The sequence below is a fragment of the Mucilaginibacter sp. P1_D10 genome (assembly GCF_056406215.1).
Window position 1 is genome coordinate 100521 of the sequence record NZ_JBFUAP010000015.1, and the last position, 20926, is coordinate 121446.

General features: G+C 45.2%; 22 protein-coding genes. 9 read left to right on the forward strand and 13 right to left on the reverse strand.

Features of this window, described 5'->3' with window-relative positions:
* Positions 1 to 273: 273 nt before the first annotated feature.
* From AC1DYT_RS21345 to AC1DYT_RS21370, 6 genes are all read left to right on the forward strand, one after another.
* Positions 274 to 432, forward strand: a complete 159-nt coding sequence (locus AC1DYT_RS21345; RefSeq protein ID WP_477471543.1) for a hypothetical protein — start codon at positions 274 to 276, stop codon at positions 430 to 432.
* Between the two features lie 281 nt (positions 433 to 713).
* Positions 714 to 2075 (forward strand): pyridoxal-phosphate dependent enzyme, encoded by a 1362-nt coding sequence (locus AC1DYT_RS21350; protein WP_477471544.1) that lies wholly within the window; start codon positions 714 to 716, stop codon positions 2073 to 2075.
* A gap of 101 nt (positions 2076 to 2176) precedes the next feature.
* Entirely contained in the window at positions 2177 to 3130 is a 954-nt protein-coding gene (locus AC1DYT_RS21355) for a hypothetical protein (RefSeq protein ID WP_477471545.1), read from the forward strand.
* Between the two features lie 87 nt (positions 3131 to 3217).
* Positions 3218 to 3592 (forward strand): NTF2 fold immunity protein, encoded by a 375-nt coding sequence (locus tag AC1DYT_RS21360; RefSeq protein ID WP_477471546.1) that lies wholly within the window; start codon positions 3218 to 3220, stop codon positions 3590 to 3592.
* Positions 3593 to 3760: 168 nt separating this feature from the next.
* Positions 3761 to 4135, forward strand: coding sequence for an NTF2 fold immunity protein (locus tag AC1DYT_RS21365; RefSeq protein ID WP_477471547.1), 375 nt, complete (start codon positions 3761 to 3763; stop codon positions 4133 to 4135).
* A 46-nt stretch (positions 4136 to 4181) separates the two neighbouring features.
* Complete coding sequence (locus AC1DYT_RS21370) at positions 4182 to 4559, forward strand: NTF2 fold immunity protein (RefSeq protein WP_477471548.1); 378 nt, start codon at positions 4182 to 4184, stop codon at positions 4557 to 4559.
* Positions 4560 to 4825: 266 nt separating this feature from the next.
* On the opposite strand, the gene AC1DYT_RS21375 is transcribed toward AC1DYT_RS21370, so the two are convergent.
* From AC1DYT_RS21375 to AC1DYT_RS21425, 11 genes are all read right to left on the reverse strand, one after another.
* On the reverse strand, positions 4826 to 5197 hold the full coding sequence (locus tag AC1DYT_RS21375; RefSeq protein WP_477459849.1) for a DMT family protein: 372 nt from the start codon (positions 5195 to 5197) through the stop codon (positions 4826 to 4828).
* A gap of 69 nt (positions 5198 to 5266) precedes the next feature.
* Positions 5267 to 5413, reverse strand: a complete 147-nt coding sequence (locus tag AC1DYT_RS21380) for a hypothetical protein (RefSeq protein ID WP_477471549.1) — start codon at positions 5411 to 5413, stop codon at positions 5267 to 5269.
* Between the two features lie 9 nt (positions 5414 to 5422).
* Positions 5423 to 6979 (reverse strand): glycosyltransferase family 39 protein, encoded by a 1557-nt coding sequence (locus tag AC1DYT_RS21385; protein ID WP_477471550.1) that lies wholly within the window; start codon positions 6977 to 6979, stop codon positions 5423 to 5425.
* Between the two features lie 106 nt (positions 6980 to 7085).
* Positions 7086 to 8156, reverse strand: a complete 1071-nt coding sequence (locus tag AC1DYT_RS21390) for a complex I subunit 1/NuoH family protein (protein ID WP_477471551.1) — start codon at positions 8154 to 8156, stop codon at positions 7086 to 7088.
* 273 nt (positions 8157 to 8429) lie between these two features.
* A complete protein-coding gene (murI, locus tag AC1DYT_RS21395) occupies positions 8430 to 9272 on the reverse strand; it encodes a glutamate racemase (RefSeq protein WP_477471552.1) in 843 nt (280 codons plus the stop codon).
* A 69-nt stretch (positions 9273 to 9341) separates the two neighbouring features.
* Positions 9342 to 9854 (reverse strand): OmpH/Skp family outer membrane protein, encoded by a 513-nt coding sequence (locus AC1DYT_RS21400; RefSeq protein WP_477471553.1) that lies wholly within the window; start codon positions 9852 to 9854, stop codon positions 9342 to 9344.
* Between the two features lie 57 nt (positions 9855 to 9911).
* Positions 9912 to 10442, reverse strand: coding sequence for an OmpH/Skp family outer membrane protein (locus AC1DYT_RS21405; protein WP_477459844.1), 531 nt, complete (start codon positions 10440 to 10442; stop codon positions 9912 to 9914).
* Between the two features lie 16 nt (positions 10443 to 10458).
* Positions 10459 to 13011 carry an outer membrane protein assembly factor BamA gene (gene bamA / locus AC1DYT_RS21410; protein WP_477471554.1) on the reverse strand — a complete coding sequence of 851 codons (2553 nt, stop codon included), beginning with the start codon at positions 13009 to 13011 and terminating at the stop codon, positions 10459 to 10461.
* A 63-nt stretch (positions 13012 to 13074) separates the two neighbouring features.
* Positions 13075 to 13815 carry an isoprenyl transferase gene (locus AC1DYT_RS21415; RefSeq protein WP_477471555.1) on the reverse strand — a complete coding sequence of 247 codons (741 nt, stop codon included), beginning with the start codon at positions 13813 to 13815 and terminating at the stop codon, positions 13075 to 13077.
* Between the two features lie 314 nt (positions 13816 to 14129).
* Entirely contained in the window at positions 14130 to 15224 is a 1095-nt protein-coding gene (locus AC1DYT_RS21420; protein WP_477471556.1) for a Fic family protein, read from the reverse strand.
* 328 nt (positions 15225 to 15552) lie between these two features.
* On the reverse strand, positions 15553 to 15924 hold the full coding sequence (locus AC1DYT_RS21425) for a winged helix-turn-helix transcriptional regulator (protein WP_477471557.1): 372 nt from the start codon (positions 15922 to 15924) through the stop codon (positions 15553 to 15555).
* A 108-nt stretch (positions 15925 to 16032) separates the two neighbouring features.
* Here AC1DYT_RS21425 and AC1DYT_RS21430 point away from each other — a divergent pair, with 108 nt between their 5' ends.
* Genes AC1DYT_RS21430 through AC1DYT_RS21440 form a run of 3 tightly spaced genes read left to right on the forward strand, consistent with a single transcriptional unit; the run spans position 16033 to position 18204 of the window.
* On the forward strand, positions 16033 to 16785 hold the full coding sequence (locus tag AC1DYT_RS21430) for a glucose 1-dehydrogenase (RefSeq protein WP_477471558.1): 753 nt from the start codon (positions 16033 to 16035) through the stop codon (positions 16783 to 16785).
* Positions 16786 to 16803: 18 nt separating this feature from the next.
* Positions 16804 to 17427, forward strand: coding sequence for an NADPH-dependent F420 reductase (locus AC1DYT_RS21435; protein WP_477471559.1), 624 nt, complete (start codon positions 16804 to 16806; stop codon positions 17425 to 17427).
* A gap of 18 nt (positions 17428 to 17445) precedes the next feature.
* Positions 17446 to 18204 carry an SDR family NAD(P)-dependent oxidoreductase gene (locus tag AC1DYT_RS21440; RefSeq protein ID WP_477471560.1) on the forward strand — a complete coding sequence of 253 codons (759 nt, stop codon included), beginning with the start codon at positions 17446 to 17448 and terminating at the stop codon, positions 18202 to 18204.
* Between the two features lie 138 nt (positions 18205 to 18342).
* Here the strand turns inward: AC1DYT_RS21440 and AC1DYT_RS21445 are convergent, their stop codons facing one another.
* Both AC1DYT_RS21445 and AC1DYT_RS21450 read right to left on the reverse strand, forming a co-directional pair.
* Positions 18343 to 19638: an Ig-like domain-containing domain gene (locus AC1DYT_RS21445; protein WP_477471561.1), complete on the reverse strand. Its 1296-nt coding sequence runs from the start codon at positions 19636 to 19638 to the stop codon at positions 18343 to 18345.
* Between the two features lie 184 nt (positions 19639 to 19822).
* Entirely contained in the window at positions 19823 to 20344 is a 522-nt protein-coding gene (locus AC1DYT_RS21450) for an ExbD/TolR family protein (protein WP_477471562.1), read from the reverse strand.
* Positions 20345 to 20926: the final 582 nt, after the last annotated feature.

A 20926-nucleotide genomic window follows, 5' to 3' on the forward strand; every position in this document is an offset into this window, starting at 1 on the left:
CCATAACCAATGTCGTTTACTTAAGCTACTCAGTAGCCTCACCTAAATCCTCTCCAAAGGAGAGGACTTAAAGCCCCTCTCCTTTGGAGAGGGGTTGGGGTGAGGCCTATGCAGCGGGCTACTCTTAAGTAAACGACATTGATTCCATAACCAAAATATCATTTAAGAAAGCTATTTGAAGCTTAACCTGTTTTTTTGCTGAAGGCGCATACGTAAGTGGATTTAAACTTTAAATCGTTTATTTCGTATAGTTGCATAACTAAAGCAAACATCATGGCAAATTCAAGTAAAAAAGAAATACCAGATGGTATTCCGGCTTTCATGAAAAAAATGATGGAAGATAAAAGGGATATCAAGGAAGCTATCCGCGATAAAAAATCATTGACAGAGTTGGCAAAAGAGAAAGATATCAAACTTGCAAAACTCATGTGATAAAAAGCTGTCGCCCGATGGCCTTCCAAACCTAAACCCGATAGCAGCGCAAAGCCCGCTTCTATCAGCGGCTTGCAGCAAATAGCGGGGCTACCTTAACCTAAGAACCACGGCAATTGCTTTTCTAAAACGACCGGCTACTAATCACATCCATCTACTGTAGAGATGTATTTACCATTCCATAACCAAAATATCATTTAAGAAAGCTAATTTTGAAGCCTAACCTGTCCCCGCCTTGGCGGTGTCCTCACCGGCAGGTAATTAAGGTAGATATTTAGATTATGTGGTACAATAACATCCTCGAAACCATCGGCAACACACCCCTGGTTAAACTGAATAAGGTAGTAAAAGATATCCCTGCTACGGTTTTGGCAAAAATTGAAACCACCAACCCGGGCAACTCTATAAAAGACCGCATGGCCCTTAAAATGATTGAGGATGCCGAGAAAAGCGGCAAACTTAAACCCGGCGGCACCATCATAGAAGGCACATCGGGCAATACGGGCATGGGCCTGGCCATTGCCGCTGTGATAAAAGGCTACAAATGTATCTTCACCAGTACCGATAAGCAATCGAAAGAAAAATTCGATGCCCTGCGCGCCTTTGGGGCCGAGGTTATCGTGTGCCCCACCAATGTGGAGCCGGAAGACCCGCGTTCTTACTACTCCGTATCGTCGCGCCTGGAGCGCGAGGTGCCCAATTCCTGGAAACCCAACCAATATGATAACCTGAGCAACTCGCAGGCGCATTACGAGCAAACAGGTCCGGAAATATGGGCGCAAACCGACGGAAAAGTTACCCATGTGGTTGCCGGCGTTGGTACCGGTGGCACGCTATCAGGTATCGCTCGTTACCTTAAAGAGCAGAACCCCGATATCAAAATCATCGGTATCGATACTTATGGCTCGGTGTTCAAAAAATACAAGGAAACCGGCGAGTTTGATAAGAACGAGATATATCCTTACATCACCGAAGGCATTGGCGAAGACTTTTTGCCGGCGAATGTGGATTTTAGCCTGATAGACCACTTTGAGAAGGTAAGCGATATGGATGCCGCCCTCATGACGCGCGAGATTGCCCGCAAGGAAGGCATCTTCGCCGGCAACTCAACCGGCTCGGCTATTGCAGGCGTGCTGCAAATGAAGGATATGTTTAAGGAGGGCGATGTGGTAGTGGTGATATTCCCCGACCATGGTACCCGCTACCTAGGCAAAATGTATAACGACGACTGGCTGCGCGATCGCGGTTTCATCAAAGAAGAAAAACTCACCGCCCGCCACATCCTCAGCAAAAAAGAAAGCACTGAAATTGTGACTATCGACTGCGAAAAGACCGTGCTGGAGGCCATCAACACCATCAAATCGCTCAATATCTCGCAGATACCCGTTACCCAAAAAGGCATGGTTATCGGCAAGATTACCGAAAGCGACATCCTCACCTCGCTGATGGAAAACCCGGGCATCAAATCGCAGCCCGTTAAAAGCATTTCAACAGCACCCTTCCCTTTTATCGACCTGAATACCGCTATAGACAAGATATCTGCAATGATTAACAAGGATAACATCGCCGTGCTGGTAGAGGATGATAACGGCAAGATTGAGATTATTACGCAGTACGATATTATTAATGCGATATCGGCGTAGTTGAGGCGAAAGGATAAAGGTAAAAGCTGAAAGGTTTTTATTGTAGAGACGCGAAATATCGCGTCTTTTTTTGTTATTTTTAGTTTTATAAACCAGCACCTATGTCTTATCTAAAATTCCACCTCGCAGGTATCACGCTCTTATTTAGTTTTTCTGCTTTTTGCCAAAACCCGACTGCGGTTACCATGAGGTGGAAAGTAAAACCAGGAGAAACGCTTACATATAAAACCTATATGAAGCTTGACACCTCAGCGTCTGATAAGTCGCCGTTTGGAGGCTTTTTTGACAGTATGGATTCTCTCGGAAAGGATAAAGCCGACTCTAAGGCCGATAAGCTATCAAATAGGAGTAAAGCGAATCGCCGGAAAAATATGGCAAACGCGCAGTTGGGCTTTAGCGATATGATGCAAAAGATGAGAAGTTTAGTGCCTGAATATTATATCACCAGCATGAAAGGAGGACAGCATGGTTTAATAAATTTAGAAATGCTGCCTTTCAGGACAGCAACAACGGATACCGCAAAGAAGCAAGACGGCTTCCTACAAATGTTCGATTCCATGTCATCAGAGCCTCTATTGAACGCCACCATACACGAAGACGGGGCTTTAGAAAGCTTTTACCTGGGTAATGAAGAAAATAACATACTTGCTTTATTTTTTCAATTGCCGGCCAAACCCGTTAACATAAACGATACCATATCAATAGCAACACATTTTGTGAACGTTGGTGCGCGGTTTAAATGCGATACTGCATATAAAAAAAACAAAGTGTGGATAGCAGATATTGAACATGGCCCGGCAGGGGAAATCGTGACTGTTAAATATGATATTGAGGAATATGTTGCCGGTAGCTATCGTTTCCCTTTCCAGGGCAAAGAGGTAGAACAGGCTGGCGGACGCTTGCAAACTACCTTCAAAACAGTTTTTACAGCAATCGCGAAATTTTCAGTAGCCGAGGGAAGGTGGCTAACTTATGAAGGTGACCTGGAGGTGTCGAACTCTGGTTTCATAGGTTTGGGACACTCAAAAAAATGGTACCGATTAGTGCCGCAATAGCAATTCGGCTTGTACGATGAGGACTGCTGGCCTCCCAAACTAAATTAATTGATAATGTAATATTTACCTGTCCATAATTCCTTTTTTGTGAAAAAAATCCTCCTTATCGCCTGTTTGTTTTTACTGGCCGGATGTGACAACACCTGGGAAACTATGCACCTTTCGACCGAAAAAGCGAGAAAGGCTATAAGTCCCTATGCAAAAAACTATAAAGCACGGGAACGGGTATTTGCTAAAACCGCTATAACCGATGAGAAAAGCGCAGCCGCTGCAGCCGAAGAAATACTATTCCCAATATTCAGCAAAGAGACCATCAAGAACGAAAGGCCCTATACAGTTGGCAATGCAGATGGATATTGGATAATTTACGGTTATTTGCCTCCCGGTTATCATGGAGGCGTTTTTAAGATTATATTCTACGGAAAAACGGGTGAGGTAATATACTGGGAACACCAAAAATAGCGCGGCCCTGCAAACCCGACCTGCTTGCCAATAATTGCCGCGTCGCCCCAAAGCACACGGCCCCTGCTGCTCCTCGTAGTGATAAAGTTGAATAATTTTAGGCATATCCGTTCCACCATTTTAAATTTCACAGATAACCCGAATGAAACTTTTCATTATATTTAGTTTGTGAAAAAAATCCTCCTTATCGCATGTTTGTTTTTTCTGGCCGGTTGTGATAATACCTGGCAAACCATGCACCTTTCGACCGAAAAATCGAGAAACGCTATAAGCTATTATGTAAAACGACATAAACTGCCTGAGCGGATGTTTGCGAAAACGGTGATAACAGACGAGGCGAGCGCAGCGCTTGCAGCGGAGGAAGTACTATTCCCAATATACGGCAAAGAAACAATCCGGAACGAAAGACCCTATACAGTTGGCAACGCAGATGGCTATTGGATAGTTTATGGTTACCTGCCACCTGATGTCGACGGAGATGTTTTCATCATTATATTCTACGGAAAAACCAGCGAGATTATGTATTGGGAGCATGGGAGGTAGGACTATTGACATAGGTTCAATCGTACACAAATTTGTATATTTAATTGTGAAAAAACTCCTTATCATTTGCGCGTTTTTATTGGCCGGGTGCGATAATACCTGGCAGAACAGGACATTGCCTGTTAGCATGGTTAGACTTTATGCTCATAATTGTCTGGAAGCGTTAAAACTTCATCACCTGCGATACCCTGTGTCGCAATTAAAAATAACAGATGAAAGGAGCTTTGTGAAAGCAGCTGAACCTATCCTTTTTGCGGAATATGGAGAAGAATGGGTAAAGGGGCAAAGGCCATATGCTGTGGGTTATGCTGATGGTTATTGGATGATGCAAGGACATTTATGGGCAGATCATGGCGGCGAATTTGAGATAATCATATACGCCAAAACCGGACAGGTAATCCATATGTCCCAAGGAGGAAAATAGCACCAGGTAAATCGTCTGCAGATCAATGTCGTTTACTTAAAGGAGGCTGTATCAAAATCCAATTCACCAACAATAAAGAACCCATGCCGGGCAAATACCACCTTTATGTGGCGGCGTTAAAAAGCCGACTTTTTTTTACGAAATATAACAAATGTCAATAAGAGTAGTGGTGACACGATTTTGTCAGCACCTCAATATTTTCAACATGTTGATTGTTAGGTATTTGAAAATGTTCACGGTGTTCACGCGGCGCACCGTGAACACCCTTACCATTTCTTAAATATCACGAACACTGCCAGCACAATCAGCGCGAAACCCACGAGATGGTTCCAGCCGAGTTTTTCGGTTTTGAAGAAGACGATGGTGAATACCATAAACATGGTAAGCGTAATGGCTTCCTGTATGGTTTTGAGTTGTACAAGGGTAAATGGCCCGCCATCTTCCTTAAAGCCCAACCGGTTTGCCGGCACCTGGAACATATACTCGAAAAAGGCCAGTCCCCAGCTGATGAAGATGATCGAAATAAGCCCCAGGTTTTTACCCCATTCGTACTCTTTGAATTTGAGGTGCCCGTACCAGGCAAATGTCATGAACATATTGGATACGGTAAGGAGAAGGATGGTTTTTAGTCCGCGCATAATACACGATTTAACAGGATTTTTAGTCGTTTTTTAACAGGATTAAGGGATTTATGGATTAAAACAGGATTATTGTAACCCGATAATGCTAAACTTGTTTTCAGTACCCCCACTTGTCCATCCGCTATGCAAGCGACTCTGCTTGCCGATGGTTGCCGCGCTATCGCTCGCAATGACGTTGGGGAATATTTCCATCTGCACATCTGTAATCTGCATATCTGCACATTACTGTAGCCTTTTCTTCGCCAGCTCGGCGCTGTACACTTCGTTCAGCTTTGGCGATGGGTTTACCAGCAGGTATATCCGGGTGCCTTTTTCACGGGCCAGGGGTGTGGTAACTTCGCCCATTTGCTTGTAGCTTTCTAAAAGCGGGGCCAGGCGGGCGGTTACGTTATCGTCATCATCTACATAAATGATGTATTTGCCGTTCAGGCTGTCGGGCGCCCACAGGGCAAAACTGCTGTTGAGGCTCACCACATCGGGCATGTTATATTTTTTGTGGAAATAGTGTAGTGCGCCGGCTTCGCCGTAGTTATCGGCAAATATCTGGGCGTGCTTTTGCTGCTCGGGCGTAAGGCTATGGTAAGCGTCTGCGGCTTTTTTGGCCATTTCGTCCCAGCCCAACATATCGGCATAGTCCTGCGTAAGTGGGTGCTGCTTTTGATCTTCCCAGGTAACGGCAAAATTTAAGAAAGGCATATGCTTTGTGGCATATTGAAATGCACTTACGGTATTATCTAAAGATAATACAGGCAAAAACAAGGGCAGCAACAGCAGGTTGGGCAAAATAAACAGCAGTATGGCCGCAATGCGTAAAACTACCCACGACCGCTGGATCATCTTCTCTAAAGCAAAACCACCTGCTGCAAACAACATGGGGTACGCCCCGAAAATGTAATAGCTTTTGCCATCCATATAAAGCAAGAACAGGAAGATAAGTACGTAAGCAATGGCCAGGTACCTGAAACGCCTGAGCTTGAATGCAAACAGCAAAAAGAAAAACCCGGTAAGCCAGATAAACAGCGATGGGCCATTTACCAGCAATTGTTGGATGATGAAATCAGAAGGTTTTACGTAATCGAGCTGCGTGGCACGCAGCTCTTTCATGTGTGTTATTACCGGTAGATGATGCGCGAATTGCCAGATAACATTGGGCAGGAATATGAGCACCGCTATAAGCGCCGAGATGATGACATGGCGGTTGAAAAGCAGCTTGCGCTCGTTACTGATGAGTATTCCAATGATGAGCGAACCGGTAAAGAACGCCATGGTGTACTTGGTAAGCATCCCCAGGCCAACCGCTGCGCCAAGCCAGTACAGGTAGCGTACATCGGCAGTGTTCAAATACTTGCAGAACAGCCAAACCGTAAGCACCCACCAAAGCTGATCGAACACCACAGGCTGAAAGAGGTAATTGCTGGCTACAAATGCAGGTGCAAATATGAGTGCCAGGCAGGCCGTAGTGATAGCAAACCGCTTGCCGCCAAGCTCAACCACTATACGCCCCGTAAGCCATACAATCAATGCCCCGGCAATTGTTGGGAATACCCGGGCCGCAAACACCGAATCGCCAAATACAGACAGGCTGATCCTGGCCAGCACCGCAATAAACGGGGGGACTTCTTTATAGCCCCAATCCAGGTGGTCGGCCAGTACCAGGTGCAAAAATTCATCACGGTGGAAACCAAACCGGCTGATAGCTACCGCATTGAGCACTACTTTAAGGGCAACAAATATCAATATAAACTTGGAGTACCCAGGCTTCCGGTTTTTATAGGACATTAAATGGCTTAGTTGGTTGCGTTAAAGATATTTTAAAAAGCTGAAAGTACAAAAGGACATCATTATATCGGAATCCAAATCACTCATTCAATAATTCACCCGTCCCCTACATTACCCAAAGCCGCCACACGCCCGATATCAGCATGCAGGCAAAGGCCAGCGGGGTCAGTATCTTCCAGCAGAGGTTCATCAGTTGGTCTACGCGCAGGCGGGGCAGCGTCCAGCGTATCCACATCTGTACGCCTACCAGGCCGATTGTTTTTAATAATATCCAGATGATGCCCCATCCGGTGCTGGTCGTCCAGTCGGCCAGCCTTAGCCAGCCCATATTGGGCAACGGCGTGTTCCAGGCACCCAGGAACAGGATTACCCCTACCATCGATACCAGGTACATCATACTGTACTCGGCTAAAAACACAAGCGCAAATTGCAAGCCTGTGAACTCGGTATGGAAACCCGATACCAATTCCGAATCTGCCTCGGGGATATCGAAGGGCGCGCGGTTGCTCTCCGCCAGTGAGGCAATGAAATATATTACGAATGCTACCAGCAAATGCGGCGCACGGAACACGTTCCACGATAATAGGCCGCCTATATGGCTCACATCCCAAATGCCCAGGAATTTTATTTTCTCTGCTGCCAATACGCCCTGCTGCATGGCAATTTCCTGCAGGCTTAGGGTTTGGGCTATCATCACTACCGCTATCAGTGCAAAGCCGGCAGGAATCTCGTAAGAGATGATCTGAGCAGCCGAACGCATGGCACCCAGTATAGAATATTTGTTGTTGGATCCCCAGCCGGCCATCAGTATGCCTAGGGTTTCGATAGAAATAATGGCGAACACGTAGTACAGCCCGATGTTGATATCTGCGGGAATAAGGCCCGCGCTCCAGGGCAGGGCAGCGAAGCCAAGGTAAACGCCTATGAAGATAATCACCGGCGCCATCACAAACAGCACCTTATCGGCCGCCGCGGGGATGATGAACTCCTTCTGCACCATCTTCAGCATATCTGCCGGTACCTGCAGCCAGCCGAATTTTCCGGTTTCTGTTGGGCCCAGGCGGTTTTGTATAAAGGCGCTTACCTTACGCTCGGCATATACGCCCAACATGGTAAAAAGGCCCACAAAAGCAAACAGGCCAAAGGCGACGATGAAATATGTAAGGTAAAAATTCAACAGCGTGCTATAAGTTGCAAACTTAATAAATGCGGGGGATAGTATATTAGTATTACACCGATTTCACGGATTTTTGTGATTACACCGATTGGTCCCCCCACCGTCATTATAAGGCACGAAGACAACCGACCGTAGGGAGCACATTGATTCCTTAAGAAAATTAAAACATCAATAATCTCTACGTAGGATAGGCTACTTTGCAGGTCGCCCTGCTAATCGGGAGATTGCTTCGTTCCTCGCAATGACGCGGGGGTTCAGACAATCTGCACATCCCTATTCGCACCCCTCCCGTACATCCACAAACTCGCTTTTTACGTCGTCGTTGAAGAATTGGGAGGCGTGGTGGTCGAAGTCGGCGGTATCATCAATGGTGGTATAAAATTTACGGCTGCCGGTTTTGGTGATGCGTTGTTCAATTTCGGGATGGCGCTGCAAGTAGTCTACCAGGCTGGCGGCAACAATATCGCCCTGGGCCACAACGTTTACGCCTGCCGGCAAATGGGCGTTGATCTTATCGGCCAATAACGGATAATGTGTGCAGGCCAGCAATATGGTATCGATATTTGGCGATTGGGCCATTAATTGGTCGAGGTAAAGCTGTACGTAGTAATCGGCACCCGGCTTATCGTATTCGCCGTTTTCTATCAGCGGAACCCAAAGCGGGGCAGCCTGCTGGTGGACCTTCAGTTGCGGGGCAAAGTGCTCAATCTCTAACAGGTACGATCCGCTTTGCACCGTGCCCTTGGTCCCCAGCACCCCAATCTCATTGGTGTTGGTGTAATTGCCAATAACTTCTGCCGTGGGGCGTATAACGCCCAGTACGCGCTTATCGGCATTGGCCTTTGGCAAATCCTGCTGCTGTATGGTGCGCAAGGCCTTGGCCGATGCGGTGTTGCAGGCCAAAATCACCAGCGGGCAGCCTTGCTTAAACATCCATTGTACGCATTCCCAGGTATATTGGTGTATGGTTTTGAACGACCTATTGCCGTAGGGTGCCCGGCCGTTATCGCCCAGGTAAATATAATCGTAGCCGGGCAATTGCGCTACTATGGAGCGAAAAACGGTTAAGCCGCCTATGCCAGAATCAAATACGCCTATTGGTGTGCCGGTTGCCATACATCGTCAAAACTAAAAAAAGCGCCCCATAGTTGGGGCGCTTTTTATGATTAATAATCTTGTTTACGCTTATTTCAAGCCCAATTTCAATTTCACAGCAGCCATCAAATCATCACCATCCGGCGCTACGATCAGGTCGGTTTGCGATGAGTTAAGCACATAAGTGTAACCTTTTTCTTTTGCTACTGCTGCAATTGCGGCACGTGCCTTATCAACCAGTGGTTTGGTTAGCTCGTTACCTTTTGCTTCTACTTGCTGCTGTGCAGTGTTTTGGTAGTCCTGGAAACGTTTCTGCAGATCCTGCAATTCGCCTTCTTTTTGCACGCGCACAGCATCAGACATAGTTGCTTTTTTATCCTGATAATCTTTAAGCTTTGTTTGCAACTCGGTGTTCATGGCAGTAAGCTGATCAACAAATGTTTTTTTGTATAGATCGATTTGGGTAGAAAGCGTCTTAGTTTCTGGCATTAAACCTACCAATTGCTCAAAATTAATGTGGGCTATCTTGGTTTGGGCCTGGGCAAAGTTGCCTGCAAATAACATTCCTGCTGCAACTAAAGCAACTTTAAATAATTTTTTCATTGTTTTTTTGTTCTGTTCTGGTGTTTAATAAATAGTTCGCGAATTTATATAAAATTTTTATTTCGCAAGCACTCCGGGTTTAAGCCCAAGCTTGGTAATCACATCGTTACTTTTATCGTAGCGCGGGCTGGCATACAGCATAATCACCTCGCTGTTTTTATCGAATATCATATCCAGGTTATCTGCCTCGGCAACTGCTTGCACTGCTTTTGACACTTTATCCTGTATAGGTTTAATCAGTGCCGTGCTTTTTTGAGCAAGGTCGCCATCGGGGCCAAATTTCTGACGTTGAAAATCTTTAGCCAATTTTTCTTTGTCTACAATTTCCGCTTCGCGGCGTTTGCGCATATCCGGGGTCATTAGCACCTGATCGGCCTGGTAGGCTTTGTACAGGCGGTCTATCTCCTGGAAACGGCCATCCACCTCGCGCTGCCATTGGTCTGATAAAGCTGCGAGTTGCTTTTGGGCAGATGCATACTCGGGTATGTGTTTCAGGATGTAATCCGAATCTACATACGCGAACCGCTGCGCCATTGCTGCCGTGCAGGCCGTTACCGTAAAAAAGAGTACTAAAATTATCTTCTTCATAAACTATGCTACAAGTTTAGTTAAATCCGCCGCTTAAGCTTTGTGATATTGTAAAGTGTATATGCCCTTTGTTTGCAGTAGGCTGGCCGGGCAACGCATCGAAACCGTAACCATAATCAAGCCCAAGCAAGCCAAATATAGGTAAAAATATCCTTGCGCCCACGCCTACCGACCTACGAACGTTAAACGGATTTACCTGGTTTATATTATCCCACACGTTACCGCCCTCTGCAAAGGCAAGCATATATATGGTTGCCGACTGGCTGGCAATTACCGGGTGCCTTAACTCAAACGTGTACTTGTTGTAGATAGCGTTACCCTGGTTGCTGTTGGCATCAAAGCTGGAACCAACAGGCACTACCGAGAAGTTTTCGTAACCACGCATCCCTATGATATCCGTACCCTGTAAAAACTGGTAGGTTTGCATACCGTCGCCGCCTAATTTAAAGCGTTCGAACGGCGATGGGCCTACTTTGCTGTTATACTGGCCCAGGTAACCAAACCTTACCTGACTCATCAATACCAGCTTGCCGGTTATTTTAGTGAACCACTGCGCATCGAATTTTATTTTAAAGTACTCCACAAAGTGGTAACGCTCTTCGGGCGTAGCAACGTTGTAATTAGTATGGTTGAATAACGAGTATGGCGGCGTGCCCTGCAGGGTCAACTTAATGTTTGACCCGCTGGTTGGGTAAAGCGGCACGTCTACCGAGTTACGGCTAAGCTCCTGCGTTAACTTGATGTTGTACGAAGTACCATTGTTGAACAGGTAGCCCGGGTAATTATCCAGGTTATAGTGGTCGAAGTTTAACGAGTAGTTCAGCTGGAAGTAGTTATCCGGCCAGTTTAAACGTTTACCCAGGGTAATACCCACACCATTTATACGCAGGTTGTTGTAATTAGGGCTTGTTTTTGGGTAGTACTGCCCTGTAGAGCTTCCCTGTGTATAAGCCGATACAGCAAAGTAGATTGGCTTTTTACCACCCAACCACGGCTCGCTAAAGGTAAAGGAGAAGTTCTGGTAAGTACGGCCGCTGCTTTGGCCCCTTAGGCTCAGTTTCTGCCCGTCGCCTTTTGGCAATGGGCGGTATGCTTTGCCATTGAATAAGTTGCGCAGCGAGAAGTTGTTGAACGTTAAGCCCAATGTACCCACCAACTGGCCACCACCGAAACCGCCCGAAAGCTCGATTTGATCCGATGGTTTCTCTACCACATTGTAAACCAAATCTACAGTACCCTCTGCAGGGTTGATGTTAGTTGGCCTTGGTTCGGTCTTTTGCTCGTCGAAGTTGCCCAGCTGGCCAATTTCGCGCGCGCTGCGTATCAAGAGTTCTTTGTTGAATTTCTGTCCCGGTTTGGTACGTATCTCGCGCATTACCACCTTATCGTTGGTAACATCGTTGCCTTTTAGTATCACACGGTTGATGGTGTACKGCGGGCCCTCGTAAATACGGATGTCCAGATCTACGGTATCGTTATGGATACGGGTTTGAACCGGATCGGCATTGAAAGTAAGGTAACCATCGTTAAGGTATAACGAAGATACGTCGTCGTTGTTAGGCGTTGGGCCGCTCAGGCGCTTGTTCAGCTCTTCTTCGCTGAAAACCGCGCCCTTTTCTATCGACATTACGCGGGTTAATATCTCGGCAGGGTAACGCGCGTTGCCGCTGAATTTAATATCGCCAAAGTAATACTTATGGCCTTCATACACCTTTATTTTTACGTCGACGGTTTTATCGTCGTGGTGTAAAACGCTATCGGTCAGTATCTCGGCATCGCGGTAGCCGGCACCCTGCATTTTATCTATCAGGTTCTGCTTGTCTTCTTCGTATTTGTCCTGCTTGAATTTTTTAGAACCGAACAGGTTGTACCAGCGGCGTTTGCGGGTTTTGCTAAGGTATCCACGCAACTTTTTCTGCGAGAAATCCTTATTCCCCTCAAAGACTACGTCATTGATCATCACCTTGGTCTTTTTATCCACTGCAACGTTCAGTATTACGCTGTTGGGGTCGCCGGGGTCTTTTGTTTGGGTGATAACAACGGTTACATTTAAGTAGCCTTTTTCCTGGAAGTGCCTTTTGATGATAGCCGTAGTAGTGCTCAGCAGGTTCTCGTTTACGATCTTGCCTGTTTTGTCGCTCAGCTTTTTGGTAACGTCTTCAATTTCGCCTTTGCGAATGCCAGTGATGTGCAGCCTTGATAAACGCGGACGCTCTACCACGGCAATTTCCAGGTAAATGGTATCCATGTTGATGCCGGTAACATTCAGGTGGATATCATCGAACAGCCCTTGCTTGTAAAGATCTTTGATCACGTTGGCATTGGCTTCGCCGGGCAGGTTTATCTTATCGCCCTTGTTGAGCTTGGATATCTGCAGCAATACATCCTTATCAAGGTATTTAGCGCCACTAATGGTGATGCCGCCAATGATATAATCTTTTGGATTAAGGTAGCTCAAGCTGTCGGCAGGGATAGTTTTGGTAAGCGTTGACCGCCTTTGGCCAGGTATCTGGGCTATAACGGCAGTGCTTAGCAAAGAGAAAAGTATAGCGAAAAAGACTTTATTCATCCGAATATTTTAGTGGGCTAAAAATAATTTATACAGTTGTTAAAAAGTGTTAAAAGGAAAAATTTAGTTTACCTGCTCGCTTGTCATACCAAAACGGCGCTCGCGTTTCTGGTAATCAAGTATAGCTTCATACAAGTCTTCGCGCCTGAAATCGGGCCATAATTTTGTGGTGAAGTATAGTTCTGCGTAGGCAATTTGCCACAGCAGGTAGTTGCTAATACGGTACTCGCCGCTCGTGCGTATCAATAGCTCGGGGTTTGGCATACCGCCTGTATATAAATTATCCTCAAACGTGTTCTCAGTAATATCCTCGGGTTTCAACTCGCCGCTTTGCACCTTTAAAGCAAGGGCTTTGGCCGCGTGTACAATCTCGCGGCGGCTGCTATAGCTCAATGCAAGCGTAAGCACCAGGCCGGTATTTGCCGATGTTTTTTCTATTGCATTCTTAAGTTCGCGGTTGCATTTCGCGGGCAGCTGGTCAAGGTCGCCTATGGCGTTAAGCCTAACGTTGTTTTCCATCAGCTTGTTTATCTCTTTGTTGATGGTGCTGATGAGCAATTCCATGATAGCATTTACCTCGAAGGTGGGGCGGCTCCAGTTTTCGGCACTGAAGGTATAAAGGGTGAGGTATTCTATACCGATAATGCCTGCGCCTTCTACCACATCGCGTACCGATAGTACACCATTATGGTGGCCAAACACCCGCAACTTGCCTTTGCCTTTGGCCCACCGGCCGTTACCATCCATAATAACTGCTACGTGGCGGGGCAATCTCTGCAAATCTATCTGATCCTTATAACTCATTTTTCGGGAGGTTTTAACAGCCAAATTAAGGCCGTTAAATTCATGGCTATACTCAAAAACAACCTGTTTTAAGCAAAGCCAACTATAAATACGCTTCTTTTTTAAGGTGACAAAGGTAAAACTTACTTTGTATTATTTTAGTATGGTATGAAAAAGAAATATGCAGCTAATGTTGGGGAGATGTTGGAGATGAGGGGGTTTGATTTTTTGAGAAGCCGGGGAAGGCCCTCCCCCATTTTCGAGGGTAAGGTTATTTATTCGAAGGTAAAAAATATTAAATTTTACCTTTGACACAAACTCGGCAAAATCAGAATTTAGCTACTATCCCTAAAGGTTAAAACGTTCATCAATTGCATATTCAAATACAGTTTCTCTTTGCCCACATATTCACTTTTGAGGAAACCCGCCGCTTCCAGGTCATTTAAATACTTCCCCGTGGTTTTAAGGTTGCCGATGCCTGCTGTTATTAAAGATGACCTTTTGGTGTATGGCAATCTGAACAGCACATCTAATAAATCCCTCGAATAAATTTTTGGCAGTGTTTTTTGGATAGACTCTCCCATATTTTTCATCAAAGCTTCTATTGCTGCTATCCGCTGCCGCCCTTTTATGGCCGTGCTTTCTACCATGCTCAATATATATATTATCCAGCCCTCCCAGTCTCCATGTTCGGTTACCCGGCGTAGTTTGGTATAGTAATCGCGTTTGTTATGGATAATATAGTCGCTTATATACAAGGCCGGCATTTGCATTAGCCCGGTAAGCTTTAAATAAAGCAGCATGATGATGCGCCCCGCCCTGCCATTACCATCCATAAACGGGTGTATAGCTTCAAACTGGTAATGAATAAGCGCCAGCTTTATCAGCGGGTCTATTTCGTTGTCGATATTTATGAAATCTTCCAACTCTTTAAGCATATCGCGTATTACCTGTTCGCCTTGCGGCGGAGTGTAAACCACCTCGCCGGTTGCCGGGTTGGTAAGCGTGGTGCCGGGCGTATTCCTGATGCCGGAGGTATTTTCCTTGATAATCTGCATTATCCTGATAAATAAATTGGTGTTCATAAACGGCCGCTGCTCTAACTGGCCAAAGCCATACCACAAAGCATCCTTATAATGGATTACTTCCTTCGTAGCAGCATTTTCGGCCACTTTATCAGCAATAGTTGCTTTGAATAACTCGTCCTGAGTGGTAATTATGTTTTCGATGGCCGAGCTTGCCTGCGCTTCCTGCAAGTTGATGGCATCAATAAATAGTGTTGGGTTTGGCAAATTAGTAATGGCACCTTTCAGTTCGGCCAATGCCCGGCTTGCTGTAATTGTTTTTTTTAAGATAGCCACCGTATCAACACTTGCCGCCGGGGGCAATGGCGGAAGTTCGTTATACGGCTTTTTTGAATTGTATCCCATCACCAACTTTGAAGGTAATATTCACCCCTTTTTATTTTCGAAAGTAAAAATATGAAAAATTTACCTTTTTACAAAAATCAAGGGTAAAAAACCAAAAATTTTACCTTCATTATAGTTTTCGAAGGTAAACGTTACCCTCGTTTTTACCTTCGAAGGTAAGCGTTACCTTCGTTTTCATATTCGAAGGTAAAAAATTCAATAATTTACCCCCGTTGTGTTTCGAGCGTAATATTACCTTCATGGTTTGCAGCGTATGCCATATTCGGTAAGTTGATATAGAAGATCCGATTGATATTTTCTATTTACCGTCCATTGTTGAGTTTCGATTTTACACGGGATAATTTACCCGGCTTTTTTTATCAGTATCTGTGAGTATTGGAGCTACTTCATATTTTAAATTCCATTCTTTAATATGTTCTAAAATCGGCAAAAATGCCAGGCCTTTTTCAGACAACTTATATTCTACTCTTGGGGGTAATTCCTTATAGGCCAATCTCTCTAACAGTCCATCCTCTTCCAGTTCTTTTAACTGTTCGGTGAGTACCTTCCTCGAAATGTGGGGTATTATGGCATCGAGCTGACCAAAACGAATTGTACGGTTCGCTATTACATTGATAATTATCGGCTTCCATTTATTACCAATAGTGCCAATAGCTCTTGTAAAGGGGCAATTAGAATTGCAAAATCTTTCGTCTTTCATATTTAAAAATTTGCAGTTACCTGTCAGTAACCAGAATAAACCATCAATAGTTACAAATATAAACTATTGATGGTATCTTTGCGAAACAAATTTAAATATAAATTAAAAATGAGCAGATTAAAAGATAAAGTAGCCGTAATAACAGGTGGTAATAGCGGCATTGGGCTTGGCATTGCCCTCGAATTTAAAAATGAAGGCGCCAAAGGAGTTATTGTTGGCAGGAACCAGGAAACTTTAGATAGTTCCGCAGCACAACTTGGAGATGATTTTATAGCCATAAATGCCGATGTAACCAACCTTGCCGACCTGGAAAGGGTGTTTAAAGAAACAGCTGAAAAATTTGGTAAAATAGACGTGCTTGTTGCCAATGCGGGCGGTGGAACTGTAGGAACTGTTGCAACTATAGGCGAAGCCGACTACGACAAAACAATGGATCTGAACCTGAAAAGTGTTTACTTCACTGTAAATAAAGCGCTGCCCTATCTGAATGATGGCGCTTCTATTATCCTTATCGGGTCGAATGCAGCGCATCGGGCATATGCGAATTTTACATTGTATGGCGCTGCAAAAGCGGCCGTGATCTATTTTGCAAAAGCATTTTCAAGCGATCTGTTAGATAGACAAATCAGAGTAAACGTAATAACACCGGGTACAACAGATACGCCGGCATTCGACAAATTTGTGCCCGCAGAACAAATAGAAGCTGTAAAAACACACTATGCAGGTGTAATGCCTACAGGCCGGATCGGGCAACCATCCGACATTGGTAAAACCGCGGTTTTCCTGGCTTCTGATGATTCTTCGTTTATGCTTGGCGCCGAACTCCTTGTTGATGGTGGCATGACCTATTTGTCTAAATAAATTTAAAAAATCTTCAAAATGAGCAATTCAGAAAACAAAGCTATAAGCTACGCAATTGTCGGCTTCGGCAAAATTGGTAATGCCCTGGCCAGGGCATTTGCCCGCAACGGTATTAAAGTTTCCGTTGCAACCACGCGCGACCCGGAAAGCTTTGCGTCTGACGCCGCTGCGATCGGACCAGAGATCATTCCCGTAACACTTGCGGAAGCTGTTAAGGCAGACGTTATCTTTTTAGCAGTGCGTTTTGAATCGCACCCGGATGTTGCAAAGGTCCTCCCCTCCTGGCAGGGAAAAATAATCGTCGATGTCACCAATGCTTACGGTGTGCCCCCTGAGCAATTGGGCGGACTGCCTTCTGCCAAATTCGTTGCGCAGGCTTTCACCGATGGAAAACTGGTTAAAGGCTTCAACCATTTGGGAGCTGCTATTCTTGAACAAGATCCGGCCGTACATGGTGGCAGGAGAGTTGTGTTCCTGGCAAGCGACGATGACGGCGCTGCGGCGGAGATAGGTGCACTTGCGCAAGATCTTGGTTTTTCAGCCATCCAATTGGGCAAGCTTTCAGAAGGCGGGTTGCTGGTGCAGGCTCACGGAAAGAGCTGGGGCCACCTGATCTTTAAGGACCTGGTGAAGTTTGATTAATATTAAATAATAGAAATAATGAGCAAATTAAAAAACAAAGTAGCGGTAGTTACCGGTGCATCAAAAGGAATAGGCGCAGCTATCGCCAAACATTTTGCAGCAGAAGGCGCAAAGGTAGTGGTGAATTATGCCTCGAGCAAAGAAGGCGCAGATAGCGTGGTTAAATACATAACCAACAATGGAGGCATAGCCATTGCGGTACAGGCCGATGTATCGAACGAAGCCGATGTGGCCAGGCTTTTCGAAGAAACCAATAAGGCTTTCGGCGCCCTGGATATTTTGGTAAACAATGCGGTGTTTCAGCAATTTTTACCTATCGAACAGGCAACGGCAGAAGCTTTTCATCAGCATTTCAACGTGAATGTTTTGGGGCCTGTACTTACCATCCAGGCAGCATTGAAACTGTTTGGCGATAAGGGCGGCAATATCATCAATATAAGTTCGGGTGCAAGCAAATCGCCTATGGCGGGAGTTTCGTTATATTCTGCAACTAAAGCGGCATTAGACGCCATAACCATCTCTTTATCGAAAGAACTGGGTGCGAAAAACGTCCGTATCAATTCTATCCTGCCTGGCGCTACAGAAACAGAAGGAGCAACCAGTGCAGGCGTTACCGCAGGCAGTGAGTATGAAAAAATGTTTGTCGAAAAAACACCGCTTGGACGCAGAGGCCAACCCGCGGATATTGCGAAAGCGGCAGTATTCCTTGCTTCCGACGATGCCGGCTGGATTACGGGAGAGCAAATTTCCGTTTCGGGTGGTATGTATGGATTTTAAACTGGACGGAATTATTGATTGACGGTAGTTTCGCCGAACGCAAAAAATAGCTTAGGTGCCCCCTAAGCAAACAAACCTTCCTTGCCGTGGCAAGGAAGGTTTGTTTGCTTATATATCATAAGGTTTACTGTAAAAAAACTACTGTACTTTAAAATGCACCGTATAGGGTTGCAGCGGATACCCTGCCTTAGATTGGAACGATCTGTCGGTAATTACAAAATCATAAGTTTGCCCGGGTTTTAAGCTTAATTTGAGCTTGAACGATTTGCGGTCATCCGTAAAACCTGTTACACCAGAGAGCGGGAAGTGCTCTTTACCGCCTTCGCCGAAGCTGATAGAAAACCCTTCGCCCATGGGTTCAGAGAAATTGATGCTGAGTTCTGTCAGGGAAGCAGAAACGTCTTCTTTTCCATTAAGATCGGGAGTAAGGCTCACTACCTGCGGTTGCAGTTTTTCAAACTTCTTTAACAGCGCCTCCTTGTCAATCGGCTCCGTATAATATCCGGATTCCCTCAGAAAATCTGTTACCTGCTGTTCGTTAGTATAATCTAATTCGATGATTTTTTTAATCGCTTCTTTCTTATCTGCATGATGCTTGTAGTACGCCTCGCAGATAACATACCCCATAAAATAGCCCAGATCTGCATGTGCGCTCCTGGAGCCATTATACAACCAGTTACCCGTTGCCTTGCTAAACATTTCAACCATAAATTTTTCTTTGAGTTCCTGCTCATGTGCACGACCGTAAATCATATAAGCGTTATCGTTTTTTTGGTGCGTAACCAGTTCTGCAATAAAGTCCGCTGCGCCTTCTGTTATTGTTTGCCCAAGCAATAACTGCTCGTCACCGGCTTTTTGCTGTGTATGCACATATTCGTGAATATTAAGGGCAACAAGATTTGAAGGCTGTTGATTTTTGAATACGTTCTTTAACCAATCGTTCAGTTCCGAAGCATCGGAGTTTTTGTCTGCCGTTGCAATTTCTGCGCCCACAAGCACCATATCGTTTGTAGTGGTCCCGCCCGAGCGCAGGCCGCCAACCGTGAAATACATCTTGGCCGGGCGCATTTCGGGGTACAGTTTCCTAAAGTTGTTTATGCTCCTGGTAATGGCGGGCACCTGATTTTTGATTGTCAGGGTATTACTCCTGATGCTTTTCCAAAATTTCGGATATTTATGAATCAGCGCAACCCACAGCTTCGCATCGTAGTCGCGGGCTTTCATAAAGGCTTTTAGTCCGGGTGTGCCTTTATCCACGTAAAGCCTTTGCATAAAATCAATTTGCTTTGCGGTATCAATAGTGGTTGCAACGCTATCGTACGCTTGCCAATACCGGTCGATATCATCAGTGTACACTACTTTAGATTTTTTTTGCTGCGCTTGAATGAGTAAAGGGAAGCAAAAAGTGAAGGCGAGGAGGTAAATGTATTTCATGTTAGCTTGTAGACGGGTTTGCTTTAATTGTGTTACATCAACATAAAATTATTTTATGCTAAAAACCTAAGTAAATTATTGCGAAGTGTTGTGTTCCCCCCTACTCCAACAAAAAACCCTCCCCGCCAAAGCGGAAGAGGGTAAAACACACTAATTTATTGATGAAGTTTAGGTTATGTTATCATTAGTAAGCTTGCTTATCCTTCAGCATGCTGATGTCTTTCGCGTCGATATCGGCAATAGCGAATTGCGGTACACCGGTAATGGTCATTTCGTCCAGCGCGTTCACCAGGTTTTCGTAAACGGAAGTATCGGCCGGTTTTATAATCACCATTAGGCCCTTGCCGGTGGCGGCCAGCACTTTTTTCTGGACATCCATAATGGCGTGCCGAAGGCCGCTTTTGCTGTAATCGGTAAGGGTTGCCGGTAATAGCGGCTTATCTGGCAAACCTAAATAATACATGGCCTGGTTGTCTTTGCCCAGGCAGATGGTAAGCGTACGCGAGGCCACCTGCGGCCCAGGCTCGTCGCCAACGGGCATATTCAAATCCATTGCCCGGGGCTTGCTTAACGTAGTGGTGAGCATAAAAAACGTGATGAGCAGGAAGGCAAGATCTACCATTGCGGTGAGGTCTACACGCAGGTTTTTTTTGTTGCTGCGTACCTTTTTGCCTTGTTTTTCGGGAGCGGTGTTTAATTCGGCCATGGCTTTATGCGTTTAGGGTTAAACAATTGGTTTTGTGTAATTCAACGTATAAAAGTAATGATATGTTTCAATATAACAAATTATATTTTGTTTTAATACATTTTCACAGAACATAAATTTATTTTTTTAACCACAGAGGGCGCAAAGAAGACGCAAAGGTGCACAGAGATTTGCAAATAGATTAATGAGTTTTTGAAATGGAGTTATAAAAACTTTGCGCCTTTGCGTGCCGAAGTGAGAGGCTGATTTTAATAAACTCACTAATGATGGCGATGTCTTCGGCCCTGTCTGCCGACAGGCAGGCCGGGCTTTTCGCTCATACGCGCACAAGGCCTTAAGCTCGAGGCCGGTATCCGCTCCAATCCCTATCGCGAAAGATTGTCTGAACTCGAATTCACCGAATTTATTGAACCATACAGAATGGTTGACAAGGCTTAATTCTGAAAATTCTCCTAATTCCTTAAAATTCGAGTTTGTCTTGTCCTAAGAAAGGTTGACAGTATTTTATAAAGATAAAACTATTATTGTTTGTTTGCCGTGTTAGGATGTGGGGAACGCGGAGCGTTGTCCACATCCTAACAC

Coding starts and splice junctions, on each gene's coding strand:
- AC1DYT_RS21345 (WP_477471543.1), top strand. CDS start 274: ATGGCAAATTCAAGTAAAAAAGAAATACCAGATGGTATTCCGGCTTTC.
- AC1DYT_RS21350 (WP_477471544.1), top strand. CDS start 714: ATGTGGTACAATAACATCCTCGAAACCATCGGCAACACACCCCTGGTT.
- AC1DYT_RS21355 (WP_477471545.1), top strand. CDS start 2,177: ATGTCTTATCTAAAATTCCACCTCGCAGGTATCACGCTCTTATTTAGT.
- AC1DYT_RS21375 (WP_477459849.1), bottom strand. CDS start 5,197: ATGCGCGGACTAAAAACCATCCTTCTCCTTACCGTATCCAATATGTTC.
- AC1DYT_RS21380 (WP_477471549.1), bottom strand. CDS start 5,413: ATGCAGATTACAGATGTGCAGATGGAAATATTCCCCAACGTCATTGCG.
- AC1DYT_RS21385 (WP_477471550.1), bottom strand. CDS start 6,979: ATGTCCTATAAAAACCGGAAGCCTGGGTACTCCAAGTTTATATTGATA.
- murI (WP_477471552.1), bottom strand. CDS start 9,272: ATGGCAACCGGCACACCAATAGGCGTATTTGATTCTGGCATAGGCGGC.
- AC1DYT_RS21400 (WP_477471553.1), bottom strand. CDS start 9,854: ATGAAAAAATTATTTAAAGTTGCTTTAGTTGCAGCAGGAATGTTATTT.
- AC1DYT_RS21405 (WP_477459844.1), bottom strand. CDS start 10,442: ATGAAGAAGATAATTTTAGTACTCTTTTTTACGGTAACGGCCTGCACG.
- AC1DYT_RS21415 (WP_477471555.1), bottom strand. CDS start 13,815: ATGAGTTATAAGGATCAGATAGATTTGCAGAGATTGCCCCGCCACGTA.
- AC1DYT_RS21420 (WP_477471556.1), bottom strand. CDS start 15,224: ATGGGATACAATTCAAAAAAGCCGTATAACGAACTTCCGCCATTGCCC.
- AC1DYT_RS21425 (WP_477471557.1), bottom strand. CDS start 15,924: ATGAAAGACGAAAGATTTTGCAATTCTAATTGCCCCTTTACAAGAGCT.
- AC1DYT_RS21430 (WP_477471558.1), top strand. CDS start 16,033: ATGAGCAGATTAAAAGATAAAGTAGCCGTAATAACAGGTGGTAATAGC.
- AC1DYT_RS21435 (WP_477471559.1), top strand. CDS start 16,804: ATGAGCAATTCAGAAAACAAAGCTATAAGCTACGCAATTGTCGGCTTC.
- AC1DYT_RS21440 (WP_477471560.1), top strand. CDS start 17,446: ATGAGCAAATTAAAAAACAAAGTAGCGGTAGTTACCGGTGCATCAAAA.
- AC1DYT_RS21445 (WP_477471561.1), bottom strand. CDS start 19,638: ATGAAATACATTTACCTCCTCGCCTTCACTTTTTGCTTCCCTTTACTC.
- AC1DYT_RS21450 (WP_477471562.1), bottom strand. CDS start 20,344: ATGGCCGAATTAAACACCGCTCCCGAAAAACAAGGCAAAAAGGTACGC.